This is a genomic window from Luteimonas sp. WGS1318 (assembly GCF_043187535.1).
In the GTDB taxonomy this organism is placed as follows: Bacteria; Pseudomonadota; Gammaproteobacteria; order Xanthomonadales; family Xanthomonadaceae; genus Luteimonas.
Genome location: NZ_CP171131.1, coordinates 2465490 through 2478540 on the forward strand (window position 1 = coordinate 2465490; position 13051 = coordinate 2478540).

The window sequence follows — 13051 nt, forward strand, 5'->3', positions numbered from 1 at the left end:
CATGTCCTGCCATCCGCGTTCCCGCATCCTGCTCAACACACCGCAGATCGAGCTCTGGCCCGCCGATCTGTTGCGCGCCCGCGGCAGCCGCGACGCACGGCTGCTGGCGCGCGCCACCTGGGTGCTGCGCCGCAAGCGCGACGGCCGCTATCTGGCCGCCGCCGTTCCCGAAGGCCTGGTGACCCTGCTCCCCGGCTGGCGACGCGACACCCGGGCGGACGAGGCGCTGGACCTGCTCGACGCCGATGCGCCGTACGCGTCTGCGCAGCCCGCTCCCCTGCTTCGGATCGACGACCTGCAGACGCGCCTGGATGCGCTGGGGCTCGACGGCGACGCGTACGCGGCGAGGACCGGTCTGCCCATGGTCGCCGAACCGGCGTGGCTCGCCTTCGCCGGCCGCGACCGCTACCGGCGGCCGCTCTGGCTCACGCAGGCCGCAGCGCGGGCCTGGGCGCACATGCGGGAGGCAGCGCGGCGCGACGGTGTCGTGCTCGAGGCGGTGTCCGGATATCGCAGCCACGATTACCAGCTCGGCATCTTCGAACGGAAGCGCGCGCGCGGTCTCGATCTCGACGCCATCCTCGCGGTCAACGCCGCACCGGGCTTCAGCGAACACCACGCCGGCACTGCGCTCGACATCAGCGCACCGGACGAACCCGCCGCCGAGACCTCGTTCGAGGCGACACCGGCATTCGCGTGGCTCGAGCGCCATGCCGGCCTGCACGGCTTCGGGATGAGCTATCCGCGCGACAACCCCCACGGCATCGTCTACGAACCCTGGCACTGGAATCACCGCCCGGCCTGAGGGGCCGGTGTCACCGGCATCGGGGCCATCCGGCGCGGACGTACCGCGGCCCGCTCAGTCCTGGGAGCGCGGCGTCGGCGCCGACACCGCGGTCTCGGCATCGGCGACGCGCCACAGATACAGCGCCGCCAGCGTGCGCCAGGGGCCCCAGGTCTCGCCGCGCGCCGCCAGCGCCTTCGGGGTCGGCATCGCGTCCAGCCCGTCGACGCGCTGCAGGCCCTTGCGCACGCCGAGATCGTCGACCGGCAGCACGTCGGGCCGCCCGAGCCGGAACATCAGGATCATCTCGACGGTCCAGCGCCCGATGCCGCGCACCGGCGTCAGCGCATCGACGATCGCGTCGTCCGCCATCCACGCCATGCGCCGCAGCGACGGGATCTCGCCCAGCCGTTCGCGCCGCGCGAGATCGCGCAGCGCCAGTGCCTTGTTGCCCGAGACGCCGCAGGCGCGCAATGCGACATCGTCGATACGGCCAAGGCTGTCGGCGTGCAGACGCGGACTGCCTGTCGCCGCTTCCACCCGGCCGACGATCGTCGCCGCAGCCTTGCCGCTGAGCTGCTGGTAGAGGATCGCGCGCGCCAGCGCGTCGACCGGGTCGAACGGACGGCGCCACCCCGCCGGCGCGGGCAGCGGCCCCAGCCGTCGCATCCACGCTCCCAGCGCGCGATCCTTCCGGGCCAGCTGCGCGTGCGCGGCCGCCAGGTCGAAACCGCGCGCACGATGCGGCACCGGTCAGCGCCTCAATGCGGCCAAGGCGTACATCACCCAGCCGAGCATCGTCAGGCCGCCTCCCCAGGGCGCGAACATCGACGGGCCGTCCAGCAGGTGCCGCGACACCAGCGCCCCGGCGAACAGCAGCGTGCCGATCAGCAAGGCGAACAGGCCCAGCTTCGCGAGGCCGTCGCGTTCGCCCCGCGCCAGCGCGGCCAGCGCCAGGCCGTGACCGAACGCGTAGACCGCCGCGGTCTGCAGCGCTGCGCGCGCATCACCTTCGGCGCCGTGCCCCGCATAGGCGGCCAGCGCCACCGCCATGCCGGCGAGCAGCGCGCCGCACGCGGCCAGCCCGGCCGCCCCCCCTTCCGTTCTGCGCATTCCCCCTCCCTGTGTGACCGGTTGCGCCTGCATCCGTCGCCAAAACGAAACACGCCGCATCCAGATGGATGCGGCGTGTGGTCTACATCGTCACGGGCGGCCGGTGTTTACGGCTGCGCGCGCAGCGTCCAGTACACCTCGAACTCGCCGTTCTCGGTGAACGCCGCATCGATGCCGTTGCGATAGAACTCGTACGGACGGTCGGTGACTTCGTAGCCCTGGGTCAGCGCCCAGGCGCGGACCGCATTGCGGACGTTGTCGAGCTCGGCCATGAAGCCCGTGTAGTTCGCCTTCGCCGCGCGGCCGGCTTCGGTGCGCACGTAGGTCACCGGACCCAGCAGTTCCAGACCGGTCAGCTCGGGCGCGTCGGTGGTAGCCGACTCGACCGGCGCGGCGGCGACCTGCTCGCCTTCCGCAGCCGGCTCGGCCGGCGTCGCCGGCGCCGCGGCGCCGGTGCCGCGCGTGCGGACCGGAAGCGCGATGTCGAAGGTGTAGGTCTCGCGGCCCAGCTCGGTGGTGATCACGCGCAGCGGACCGGCCGCTTCGAGATTGTTCGCCGCCATCGTGCGGTTGATCCACTCCACGTTCGACTTCATCGAATCCTGGATGACCTGGTTGTTGCGCTCCACGCCACCGGCGCTGACCAGCAGCAGGTTCTCGGCCGGACGGTCGACAGCCGCCAGATCGGTGAGCGTGCTGCCTTCGACGCGATAGTCGACGTTCGGCACCGAGGCGAGCATGTTGCCCATCTGGCCCAGGCTCAGCTTCATGTCGTCGCCGACGTTGCGGCTGACGTACAGACCGGCGAACCGGCCCAGCAGATCCCAGCCGTAATCGACGCTGTAGGTCTGGGTGATCTCGATGTTGCGGTTGTTGCGGCCGGTCGGACGGAGCGTGAAGGCCATCGTCTTGTTGTTGCCGCGCTGCTCGTTCTCGAGCGCGTAGACCACGCGGGTGTCCGGCACGGACTCGGTGATCTCCCAGCTGCCTTCGCCGATGCGGCTGTCTTCGGAGCTGTAGTCGATGCGGGCGCCGACGCCGGCATCCGGACCGGAGACGCGGAGCTGCACGGCGGGGTCGTAACGCGGGATCGCCGACCAGTCATCGAAGCGGCGGACGCTGTTGATCGTGTCGAAGACGATCGACTGCCGACGGTTGGTCTCGACCGATTCGGTCAACGTGCGGCTGGAGGGAAGCAGCACAGCCACCACCAGGAACAGCACGGCAACGATGACACAAGAGATCAGCAGTTCAAGCAGACGGGTCATTCAGGGTTCTCCAGGACCAATTCCGGCCCCACGGGCGCAGACCGGCAATCGTAGCAAGTTGCGCGATGGCGAGCGAGTGTGAAAACACGCGTGTCGACGGACCGCGATGCCGGGTGTCCATCGGTGGCCAGTCGACACGCGATCCGCGGCCCCTGGCGCCACCCGCCCAAGCGCGCCGCACCCACGCGTCCGCCCGGCTCACAGACGGCCGCACGCCAGCGAAGCGTCTGGATTGCGCTGGACACGGCGACTTCATGGCAGGCCCGGCGAACATGGCGTCCCGCCCATCTTGACCGCGCCATATGTCACCCGACTGCGCACTCGTGATCGGATCGCACGCTGCAGCGCTGAAATCCATCGCGCTGCGGCGGGCCGGCCATCCTGCCATCAGACCAGTTGCAGCTCGAAGGCTTTGAGCGCGGCCCGGGTACGGTCACGCACGCCGAGCTTGAGCAGGGTGAGGTCGCCCCGCTTGGAAGGCACCGCTTCGCGGGGTGGACGAACGCCCGCCGCGCTGCTGCGGGCCGGGCATCCTGCCGTCAGACCAGCTGCAGCTCGAAGGCCTTGAGCACGGCACGGGTGCGGTTGCGCACGCCGAGCTTGGACAGGGTGAGGACGCCCCGCTTGCGAGGCACCGCCTCGCGGGGCGGACGAACGCCCGCCGCGCTGCGGCGGGCCGGGCATCCTGTCGATCAGACGAGCTGCAATTCGAAGGCCTTGAGTACGGCCCGCGTGCGGTCGCGCACGCCGAGCTTGGACAGGGTGAGGACGCCCCGCTTGCGAGGCACCGCCTCGCGGGGCGGACGAACGCCCGCCGCGCTGCGGCGGGCCGGCCATCCTGCCGTCAGACCAGCTGCAGCTCGAAGGCCTTGAGCACGGCCCGGGTGCGGTCGCGCACGCCGAGCTTCGACAGGATGTTCGACACGTGGTTCTTGATCGTGCCCTCGGCCACGCCCAGCGAATTTGCGATCTCTTTGTTGGAGAACCCGCCCGCCATCAGCCGCAGGATCTCGGTCTCGCGATCGGTCAACGGGTCCGGCCGGTCGAGGCTGACGAAGTCGTTGCGCATCTGCTCCAGCCCGGTCAGCAGGCGCTGGGTGACGGCCGGCTGCACCAGCGAGCCGCCCGCGGCGACGGAGCGGATCGCGCCGACCAGCTGGTCGAGCGACACGTCCTTGAGCAGATAACCCTTGGCCCCCGCCTTGATGCCGGCCAGCACCAGCTGGTCGTCGTCGAACGTGGTGAGGATGATCGTCGGCGGCAGCGTGCCGTTGCGCGCAAGCGCCTGCAGGGCCTCGAGCCCCGACATGGCCGGCATGCGCATGTCCATCAGCACCACGTCGGGCTGGAGGCCGGGAATCAGGTCGACGGCCTGGCGCCCGTCGGCGGCTTCGCCGACGACCTCGATCCCCCCGTCGAGCGCCAGCAGCGAACGGATGCCCTGACGGACAAGGGTCTGGTCGTCGACCAGGCAGACTCGGATCATGGTGCCTCCCGTTGGGTCTCGCGCGTTCACGGCGGGTCGGTCGCCGTGGTGTCCCCGGCCGCGATCCCGGGCGCAGCATCGCGCACGCGACCGCCCTCCGCCAGCGGCAATTCGAGGCGCAGGACGAAACCGTGATCCGGCGCCGTTTCCACCTGCAGGCTGCCGCCGTAGGCCGCCAGGCGCTCGCGCATGCCGTTGAGGCCGTTGCCGGCGCGGGCGCTTTCCGCGCCGCGCCCGTCGTCGCGGGCGTCGAGATGGATCGAAGCGCTGTGCCGGGTGTAGCGCAGGCGCAGCAGGCCGGCCCCGGAATGCCGGACCGCATTGGTGATGATCTCCTGAGTACAGCGCAGCAGCACGTGGGCGCGCTCCGGATCGTCGACCAGGAACTGCAGCGGCATTTCCATGTCGACGCGCAGGCTGGGCACGTTCTCGGCCAGCGGCAGCAGCGTGGCGCGCATGTCGATCGCATCGTCGTCGCGCAGCTGGCTCACGGCCTCGCGGACGTCGCTGAGCAGCAGCTTGGCCAGCGTCTGGGCCTGACCCACGTGGTCCTGCGCCGGCCCCGAGGCCAGATGGCTGGCGATCTCGAGGTTCAGGCTCAGCGCAGTGAGGTGGTGACCGAGCAGATCGTGCAGTTCCCGGGCGATGCGCGTGCGCTCGTTGACGCGCACGCTCTCGGCCAGCAGCGCGCGCGTGGCCCGCAGCTCGGCATTGAGCCGGCGCTGGTCCTCGCGGGCCTGGGCCTGCTGGCGTGCCACCAGGCCGGTGACGAACACGAATCCAGTGAAACCCACATACAGCGCGGCCTGCAGTACCGCCTCGGCCAGCGTGAAATCCAATCCGCGCACGTAGACCGGCACGATCACGAACTCGCAGGCCACGAGCAGCGCCACCCCCATCCAGACCGGCAGCAGCCACGGCAGCACGCAGGCGACCACCATCAGCAGGATGCTGCCCAGGCCGGTCTGGCTGTAGTAGCTGATCCCGATCGCGCTGCAAGCCAGGAGCAGCACCAGCAGTTGGTCGAACCTGCCGATCCGGCGCTCGCCCAAGCCACGGGTCAGCCAGCCATAACTGAGTCCGAACACGACCCACGCCGTCCACGTGGGCCAGCTGTCGAGGGCGGCGCGCTGGCCGCCCTCCCCCAGTTGCTCGGCCGGCGCCATCGTCACCATTAGCAGCGGCAGGCCGATCACCGCCCAGGTGAAGAGGCCGGCGATGCGCAGCAGGCGGTTGTGGTTCAGATGCCGGATCATGGCCGCATGTTAGGCACAGCGCCGCGCGCGCGCCGAGGGCCTGAAGTCATGCCGGCCGTCGCCGGCGTCGGCCGGCATGCAATAATCACGCCCTGCGACGCATCCCGACCGATCGGCCGGTGCCCGCGTCCCAAGGTCCGCTTCATGGAGTCTGGAATGTCGATCGTCGTCCGCGACGTGCGCGAGCACGAGCTGGATTCCATCCTCGAACTGAACAATGCCGCCGGCCCCTCGATCCTGCCGCTGGATGCGGGCCGGCTGCGTCGCCTGTACGACAGCGCCGAGTATTTCCGCATCGCCGAGCGCGACGGGGCGATGGTCGGGTTCCTGATCGGATTCGGTTCGGGCAGTGCCCACGACAGCAGCAACTACGACTGGTTCGGCACCCACTACCGCGACTTCTTCTACATCGACCGCATCGTGGTCGCCAGCCGCCGTCGCGGCGGCGGCGTGGGCCGCGCGTTCTATGCCGACGTGCAGAGCTATGCCGAGGTCCGCTACCCGCTGCTGACCTGCGAAGTGTTCCTCGAGCACGACAACGATCCGGTCCGCCTGTTCCACGGCAGCTTCGGCTTCCGCGAGGTCGGGCAGCACGTGATGCCGGGCACCGACATCCGCGCATCGATGCTGGTCAAGGACCTGTGCAGCTATCCCTGGGTGCGCGAGACCTACGGCGGCACGCTGCCCGAGGTGGACTGGCTGCAGCGTCGTCAGGTCACGCGCACCGCCGATGGAGCGCGCAGCTGATGGCCGGTCATCCCGCGACCAGCGCCGCCGCGTTCGAACAGGCCGGCGAACTGAAGATCGGCCAGGTCGGCATCGCCAACCTGCGCATCCGCACGCTCGACGTGGCGCGTCTCGGCGCTGAAATGCGCGACCGCGTGAAGCGCGCGCCCAAGCTGTTCGACCGCGCCGCGGTGATCCTCGATTTCGGCGGGCTGTCGTCCACTCCGGATGTCGCCACAGCCCAGGCCCTGCTCGATGCGCTGCGCGAGGCCGGTGCACTGCCGGTCGCCCTGGCCTGGGGCAATGCCGACAATGCCGCACTGGCCGAGGCCCTGGGCCTGCCGCTGCTGTCGAAGTTCCGCGCCCAGTACGAGGCCGATGCCGGCGGTCCTGCAGCGTCGCCCGCGCCCCGCGCGGCGCCCGAGCCGCCGCCCGCGCCTGTCGCGCAGGCGAAGCCGCCGCAGGCCGCGAACGAGCCGGGTCTGATGCAGACCACCGCCGTACGCTCCGGCCAGCAGCTCTATGCGCAGAACCGGGACCTGACCGTGATGTCGCAGGTCGGCGCCGGCGCCGAGGTCATCGCCGACGGCTCCATCCATATCTACGGCCCGCTGCGCGGACGCGCGCTGGCCGGTGCGAAAGGCAACACCAGCGCGCGCATCTTCTGCCGCAGCTTCCACGCCGAGCTGGTCGCCGTGGCGGGCCAGTACAAGGTGCTCGACGACATTCCCCGCGAACTCCATGGCAAGGCCGTCCAGGTCTGGCTGGAGCATGACGAATTGAAGATCGCCGCACTCGAGTGACGGCGGCATACCAGGAGATGTGTTTTGGCTGAAATCATCGTAGTCACCTCGGGCAAGGGCGGCGTCGGCAAGACCACCAGCAGCGCGAGCATCGCCATCGGCCTCGCCCGTCAGGGCAAGCGCACGGCGGTCGTCGACTTCGACGTGGGCCTGCGCAACCTCGACCTGATCATGGGCTGCGAGCGCCGCGTGGTGTACGACCTGGTCAACGTGGTGCAGGGCGAAGCGTCGCTCAAGCAGGCGCTAATCAAGGACAAGCGCTTCGACAACCTCTACGTGCTGGCCGCGTCGCAGACCCGCGACAAGGACGCGCTGACCACCGAAGGCGTGGAGCGCGTGCTCAAGGAACTCGCCGACGACGGGTTCGAATACATCGTCTGCGACTCGCCAGCCGGCATCGAGAAGGGTGCGTTCCTGGCGATGTACTTCGCCGACCGCGCCGTCGTGGTCGTGAACCCGGAAGTCTCGTCGGTGCGCGACTCCGATCGCGTCATCGGCCTGCTGCAGTCCAAGACCCGCCGCGCCGAGAACGGCGAGCGCGTGCAGGAGCATCTGCTGCTCACGCGCTACAGCCCCGCGCGCGTGGAGACCGGCGAGATGCTGTCGATCACCGATGTCGAAGAAGTGTTGGGCCTGAAGACGATCGGCGTGATTCCCGAATCCGGCGACGTGCTCAATGCCTCCAACAAGGGCGAGCCGGTGATCCTGTCGGCCGAATCCAGCGCCGGCCAGGCCTACGACGACGCCGTCGCACGCCTGCTGGGCCAGGAGCGCCCGATGCGCTTCACCACCACCGACAAGAAGGGCTTCTTCAGCAAGCTGTTCGGAGGCTGATATGGGTATGTTCGATTTCCTCAAGCCGAAGAAGAACACCGCCTCGATCGCCAAGGACCGCCTGCGCATCATCGTCGCGCAGGAGCGGACCAATCGCGGTGCACCCGACTATCTGCCGCTGCTGCAGCGCGAGCTGCTCGAGGTGATCCGCAAGTACGTCAGCATCGACGTCGAAGCGGTGAAGGTGGACCTGGTCAAGGACGGCGACCACGACGTGCTCGACATTTCGGTCGCCCTGCCCGACGACCGCGCCGCGACGGCCTGAGTCTCCCGTGTCGGCGGCGCAGCCCGTGACGGCGGCGGTCGCCGCGCCCAACGAGGCGGCCGTCCTGCGGCTGCGCGACATCGGTTTCGACGCGCCGCGCACGCTGCTCGCCGGCTACGGGCTGACCCTGCACCACGTGCCCGACGGCACACCGATTCCCGGCAGCTTCTGGGGCGACGACGAGGCCGGCATCATCGGTCACGACGTCCATGCACGCGGCGACACGCCGGTGCATTCGCTGCTGCACGAGGCCGGCCATCTGATCGTCCTGCCCGCCGAACGCCGTGCGGCCGTGCACACCAATGCCACCGATTCGGTGGAGGAAGAGGACGCGACCTGCTACCTGCAGATCGTGCTGGCCGACGCCCTGCCCGGCGTGGGCCGCGACCGGCTGATGGCCGACATGGACGCCTGGGGCTACACGTTCCGGCTGGGCTCGGCGAAGGCGTGGTTCGAGCACGACGCCGACGATGCACGCGACTGGCTGATCGAACGCGACCTGCTGCCCCGCTGAGGGACCTCGAACGCCGGCTCGCATCGACATGGCGCCGGACCGGCGATCGGCCTCGATGGCGGGCGTGCGCCGCCTGCCGCGTGTGACACTTGCGGCCCTGTTTGCGGCGCACTAGCCTCCGGATTCCATCGCACACCGGATGCCGTCGTGACCCATCGCCACGCCCTGCTCGCCCTTGCCGTCGCCGCGAGCCTGACGCTCGTCGGCTGCAACCGCGCGCCGTCGCCCGACGCCGCATCGCAGCCCGGCGCCGCCGCCGTGCCCGAGGGCGAAACCGCCGACCAGCTCATCACCCGGGTCAACGCCGAACTCAAGGCGATGATGCCCGAGCTGACCGCGTCGCAATGGCTGTCCTCGACCTACATCAACGACGACAGCCAGCTGCTCGCGGCCAAGTACAACGAACGCTATCTCGCCCAGCTCAACAGCTGGATCGAACAGGCCCGCCGCTTCGAGGGCCAGCAGATGTCGGCCGACACGGCGCGCGCGATCAACCTGCTCAAGCTGGGCGCGTCGATGCCGCCGCCGCGCAATCCCGAACATCTCGCCGAGCTCACCCGCATCGCGTCGAAGATGGAAGGCACCTACGGCGCCGGCCAGTACTGCACCGGCGAGGGCGAAGCGCGCCGGTGCCGCCAGCTCGGCGCGCTCGAGGACGTGCTGCGCACCAGCCGCGACTACGACGCGCAGCTCGATGCCTGGCAGGGCTGGCACAGCATCGCCCAGCCGATGCGCGGCGACTACACGCGCTTCGTCGAACTGGTCAACGAGGGCGCGCGCGACCTCGGCTTCGCCGATGCCGGCGAAGCCTGGCGCTCGGGCTACGACATGCCGCCGGCCGAGCTCGCCGCCGAGACCGATCGCCTCTGGGGCCAGGTCAAGCCGCTGTACGAACAGCTGCACTGCTACACCCGTGCGCGCATGGACGCCCGGTATCCCGGGCGCGGCACCGTCGACGGCGGGCTGTTGCCTGCACACCTGATGGGCAATATGTGGCAGCAGGACTGGGGCAATCTGTGGGACGTGCTGCAGCCCTACCCCAATGCCGGCGATCTCGACATCACCGGCGCCCTGGAGAAGAACTACCAGGTGCTGCTCAACGAACGCATGGTCAAGGAGAACGCGCTGATCGACTCCGATCGCCGCGCCGAGGTCGCGCACGCCGCGCAGCTCGACAACGCCAAGCGCATGAACGAGCGCGCGCAGGATTTCTACGTCTCGCTGGGCATGCCCACGCTGCCCGAGAGCTACTGGACCAAGAGCCAATTCATCAAGCCGCGCGACCGCGACGTGGTCTGCCACGCCAGCGCCTGGGACATGAACATGGCCGGCGACGTGCGCACCAAGATGTGCACCAAGCCGAACGAGGAAGACTTCACTACGATCTACCACGAGCTCGGCCACGTCTATTACTACCTGGCCTACAACGGCCGTCCGCCGCTGTTCCAGAACGGCGCGCACGACGGCTTCCACGAGGCGATCGGCGACACCATCGTGCTGGCGATGACGCCGCAGTACCTGCAGTCGATCGGCCTGGTCGGCGAGCAGACGCAATCGCAGGAATCGCTGGTGAACTCGCAGATGCGCATGGCCCTGGCCAAGGTCGCGTTCATGCCGTTCGGCCTGATGATCGACCGATGGCGCTGGGGCGTGTTCGACGGCTCGATCACGCCGCAGACCTACAACAGCGCGTGGTGGTCACTGAAGGCGCAGTACCAGGGCGTCGCCCCGGCGACCGCGCGCGGCGAGGAATTCTTCGACGCCGGCGCCAAGTACCACGTGCCGGGCAATACCCCGTACACGCGCTACTTCCTGTCGCACGTGCTGCAGTTCCAGTTCTACAAGGCGCTGTGCGATGCGTCGGGCCACACCGGGCCGCTGTACGAATGCAGCTTCTACGGCAACAAGGCGGCCGGCGAAAAGTTCTGGGCGATGCTCGAGAAGGGCAACAGCCAGCCGTGGCAGCAGACGCTCAAGGAGCTGACCGGTGGCGAGCAGATGGACGCCGCGCCGGTGCTCGAGTACTTCGCGCCGCTGCAGGCCTGGCTGACCGAGCAGAACGAGGGCCGCAGCTGCGGATGGACGGCGCCGGCCACGGCCCAGTCGCCTGCACCGGCACCGGCACCTGCGGCTCCGACCGGGGGCTGAGCGCAGCGCGCGCACGCACAAGGGCCGGCAATCTGCCGGCCCTCTTCATGGTGGCGCCGGCCGCACGCCTCTACATCTGGTCGGTCGGCTCCAGCGCTGCCGGGTCGCGCGGACAGGCCGGCGGCGATGTACCGCGCGAGAGCTCCCAGCGCCAGAACATCCAGCCGACCAGCATGAACGCCGCCGACGTCGCCGCGAGCAGCACGGGTTGGTGGCTGACCAGCGGCGACAGCAGACCGGCGACCGCGGCGTTGAGCACCAGGCCGGTGAAGGCCTGCAGCGACGACGCCGAGCCGCGCTGGCGCGGATACATGTCGAGGATCGCGAGCGTGAGGATCGGGAACGTCAGCGCGATGCCGAAGGAATTGAGCATCGCCGGCATCACCGCCCACGGAATCGCGGGCTGGTCGACCAGCAGGTTGTAGGCCACGTTCAACACCATTGCGACACCGCTGCAGGCGAAGCCGATATTCGCCAGCCGCGTGCCGCTGATGCGCCCTGCCGCGCGGCCCGAGACCCAGGAGCCGAGCATCATGCCGCTGATCATCGGCACGAAGAACCAGCCGAACTGGCGCTCGTTGAGGCCCAGCACGTCGACGACGAAGACCGGCGTCGAGGCGATGTACAGAAACAGCGCCGAGAAATTGAACGCACCCGCCGCAGCGATGCGCTGGAAGCGGCTGTTGACGAAGATCGCCGCGTAATCGGCCAGCAACCGCCGCGGCGCCAGCGAGATCCGATGCTCGCGCGGATGGGTTTCCGGCAACCACAGCCAGACCACGACCAGCAGCACCAGCGAGAACGCGACCAGGAACCAGAAGATCAGCGGCCAGCGGCCCCAGCCCAGCAGCCAGCCGCCGATGATCGGCGCGATCGCGGGCGCGATGCTGAAGATCATCATGACCTGACTCATCAGCCTCTGCGCATCGTCGCCCTGCAATACGTCGCGGATCACCGCGCGGCCGACGATCAGGCCCACGCCGGCCGACAGGCCCTGCAATGCCCGGAAAGCCAGCAGCGTGGTCAGGTCGGTGGACAGCGCGCACCCCACCGACGCCAGCACGAAGATCGCCAGCCCCCCGAGGATCACCGACCGGCGGCCGATCGCATCCGACAGCGGCCCGTGCACGATGCTCATCAGCGCATACGCGATCAGATACACCGCGATGGTCTGCTGCATCGCGGCCGGGTCCGCGTCGAGATCGGCGCGCATCGCCGGGAACGCCGGGAAGATCGTGTCGATCGAGAACGGACCGAACATCGCCAGGCCGGCGAGCAGCAGGGCCAGGGTGCGGATCGACGGCATGCGCGGCTGTCTCACGCGCGCACCTGCAACGCGCCTGCGGCGACGGCTGCAAAACACGATGCCGGCGCGCGGGCGACGGGAGGACAACAGGATTCGGACATCGGGACACCGGCAGACGTCCGTATTCACGGACCGGGCGCGGCGCAGACGCCGCTTCGAAGCGCGACATCATAGGCCGGCCGGCGCGCATGCTCAGGCAACGGCGCGTTCCGTGCGGGCGCCGCGGCACGCGCGGACGCGCGGAGCGCCCGGTATACTGCGCCGCGTATGCAGTGGGAGAAGCGGGCGCTCCGTGCGAGGGTCCGCTGCCGTAGGCGCAACCGCCCGGAATCGCTCAGGCCCAGTACCGCTGCAGCGGCAACACTCTGGAGAGACCGGAGGCCCGAAGGGCACAGCCGGCGCCGAAGGGGCACGAAGCGCACCGCTTCCAAACTCTCAGGCAAAAGGACAGAGGGGCAACGCGGAAGACCGGCGGTCTTCGGCCCTGTCGTCCGCGACGCGGATCGGCATGGACCTGCGCCGGTCGTCCTGACGCCCCGCCCCTTCCG

The 13051-nt window shown here is 69.5% G+C and carries 13 protein-coding genes, 2 pseudogenes and 1 riboswitch; of the genes and pseudogenes, 7 read left to right on the forward strand and 8 right to left on the reverse strand.

Annotation, left to right across the window (positions count from 1 at the left end; all coding sequences use genetic code 11):
• Nucleotide 1: 1 nt before the first annotated feature.
• Nucleotides 2-805, forward strand: coding sequence for a D-alanyl-D-alanine carboxypeptidase family protein (locus tag ACF3M1_RS11320; RefSeq protein ID WP_394000708.1), 804 nt, complete (start codon nucleotides 2-4; stop codon nucleotides 803-805).
• Between the two features lie 54 nt (nucleotides 806-859).
• On the opposite strand, the gene ACF3M1_RS11325 is transcribed toward ACF3M1_RS11320, so the two are convergent.
• From ACF3M1_RS11325 to ACF3M1_RS11355, 7 genes and pseudogenes are all read right to left on the reverse strand, one after another.
• Nucleotides 860-1534 (reverse strand): DNA-3-methyladenine glycosylase family protein, encoded by a 675-nt coding sequence (locus ACF3M1_RS11325; RefSeq protein WP_394000710.1) that lies wholly within the window; start codon nucleotides 1532-1534, stop codon nucleotides 860-862.
• 3 nt (nucleotides 1535-1537) lie between these two features.
• Nucleotides 1538-1897, reverse strand: a complete 360-nt coding sequence (locus tag ACF3M1_RS11330) for a DUF423 domain-containing protein (protein WP_394000711.1) — start codon at nucleotides 1895-1897, stop codon at nucleotides 1538-1540.
• A gap of 107 nt (nucleotides 1898-2004) precedes the next feature.
• On the reverse strand, nucleotides 2005-3165 hold the full coding sequence (locus ACF3M1_RS11335; RefSeq protein WP_394000713.1) for a polyketide cyclase: 1161 nt from the start codon (nucleotides 3163-3165) through the stop codon (nucleotides 2005-2007).
• Between the two features lie 539 nt (nucleotides 3166-3704).
• Nucleotides 3705-3773: pseudogene (locus ACF3M1_RS11340) on the reverse strand (DNA-binding response regulator); the annotation flags it as partial.
• 84 nt (nucleotides 3774-3857) lie between these two features.
• A pseudogene (locus ACF3M1_RS11345) lies at nucleotides 3858-3926 on the reverse strand (DNA-binding response regulator); the annotation flags it as partial.
• Between the two features lie 83 nt (nucleotides 3927-4009).
• Entirely contained in the window at nucleotides 4010-4651 is a 642-nt protein-coding gene (locus ACF3M1_RS11350; protein ID WP_394000715.1) for a response regulator, read from the reverse strand.
• A gap of 26 nt (nucleotides 4652-4677) precedes the next feature.
• A complete protein-coding gene (locus ACF3M1_RS11355; protein ID WP_394000718.1) occupies nucleotides 4678-5907 on the reverse strand; it encodes a sensor histidine kinase in 1230 nt (409 codons plus the stop codon).
• A gap of 156 nt (nucleotides 5908-6063) precedes the next feature.
• Here ACF3M1_RS11355 and ACF3M1_RS11360 point away from each other — a divergent pair, with 156 nt between their 5' ends.
• From ACF3M1_RS11360 to ACF3M1_RS11385, 6 genes are all read left to right on the forward strand, one after another.
• Nucleotides 6064-6654 carry a GNAT family N-acetyltransferase gene (locus tag ACF3M1_RS11360; RefSeq protein ID WP_394000719.1) on the forward strand — a complete coding sequence of 197 codons (591 nt, stop codon included), beginning with the start codon at nucleotides 6064-6066 and terminating at the stop codon, nucleotides 6652-6654.
• On the forward strand, nucleotides 6654-7436 hold the full coding sequence (gene minC, locus ACF3M1_RS11365) for a septum site-determining protein MinC (RefSeq protein WP_394000720.1): 783 nt from the start codon (nucleotides 6654-6656) through the stop codon (nucleotides 7434-7436). Before ACF3M1_RS11360 ends, minC begins: the two co-directional genes overlap by 1 nt.
• Before the next feature lie 24 nt (nucleotides 7437-7460).
• Nucleotides 7461-8270, forward strand: a complete 810-nt coding sequence (gene minD / locus ACF3M1_RS11370; RefSeq protein ID WP_394000721.1) for a septum site-determining protein MinD — start codon at nucleotides 7461-7463, stop codon at nucleotides 8268-8270.
• A 1-nt stretch (nucleotide 8271) separates the two neighbouring features.
• Complete coding sequence (gene minE, locus ACF3M1_RS11375; RefSeq protein WP_394000723.1) at nucleotides 8272-8535, forward strand: cell division topological specificity factor MinE; 264 nt, start codon at nucleotides 8272-8274, stop codon at nucleotides 8533-8535.
• A 25-nt stretch (nucleotides 8536-8560) separates the two neighbouring features.
• Nucleotides 8561-9049, forward strand: coding sequence for a hypothetical protein (locus tag ACF3M1_RS11380; protein ID WP_394005250.1), 489 nt, complete (start codon nucleotides 8561-8563; stop codon nucleotides 9047-9049).
• Nucleotides 9050-9196: 147 nt separating this feature from the next.
• Nucleotides 9197-11197 (forward strand): M2 family metallopeptidase, encoded by a 2001-nt coding sequence (locus tag ACF3M1_RS11385; RefSeq protein ID WP_394000725.1) that lies wholly within the window; start codon nucleotides 9197-9199, stop codon nucleotides 11195-11197.
• A 70-nt stretch (nucleotides 11198-11267) separates the two neighbouring features.
• On the opposite strand, the gene ACF3M1_RS11390 is transcribed toward ACF3M1_RS11385, so the two are convergent.
• Nucleotides 11268-12503: a multidrug effflux MFS transporter gene (locus ACF3M1_RS11390; RefSeq protein WP_394000727.1), complete on the reverse strand. Its 1236-nt coding sequence runs from the start codon at nucleotides 12501-12503 to the stop codon at nucleotides 11268-11270.
• A gap of 355 nt (nucleotides 12504-12858) precedes the next feature.
• Nucleotides 12859-12964: riboswitch (glycine riboswitch) on the forward strand.
• Nucleotides 12965-13051 lie beyond the last annotated feature (87 nt).

Coding starts and splice junctions, on each gene's coding strand:
- minE (WP_394000723.1), top strand. CDS start 8,272: ATGGGTATGTTCGATTTCCTCAAGCCGAAGAAGAACACCGCCTCGATC.
- minC (WP_394000720.1), top strand. CDS start 6,654: ATGGCCGGTCATCCCGCGACCAGCGCCGCCGCGTTCGAACAGGCCGGC.
- ACF3M1_RS11335 (WP_394000713.1), bottom strand. CDS start 3,165: ATGACCCGTCTGCTTGAACTGCTGATCTCTTGTGTCATCGTTGCCGTG.
- ACF3M1_RS11360 (WP_394000719.1), top strand. CDS start 6,064: ATGTCGATCGTCGTCCGCGACGTGCGCGAGCACGAGCTGGATTCCATC.
- ACF3M1_RS11350 (WP_394000715.1), bottom strand. CDS start 4,651: ATGATCCGAGTCTGCCTGGTCGACGACCAGACCCTTGTCCGTCAGGGC.
- ACF3M1_RS11320 (WP_394000708.1), top strand. CDS start 2: ATGTCCTGCCATCCGCGTTCCCGCATCCTGCTCAACACACCGCAGATC.
- ACF3M1_RS11390 (WP_394000727.1), bottom strand. CDS start 12,503: ATGCCGTCGATCCGCACCCTGGCCCTGCTGCTCGCCGGCCTGGCGATG.
- ACF3M1_RS11330 (WP_394000711.1), bottom strand. CDS start 1,897: ATGCGCAGAACGGAAGGGGGGGCGGCCGGGCTGGCCGCGTGCGGCGCG.
- ACF3M1_RS11355 (WP_394000718.1), bottom strand. CDS start 5,907: ATGATCCGGCATCTGAACCACAACCGCCTGCTGCGCATCGCCGGCCTC.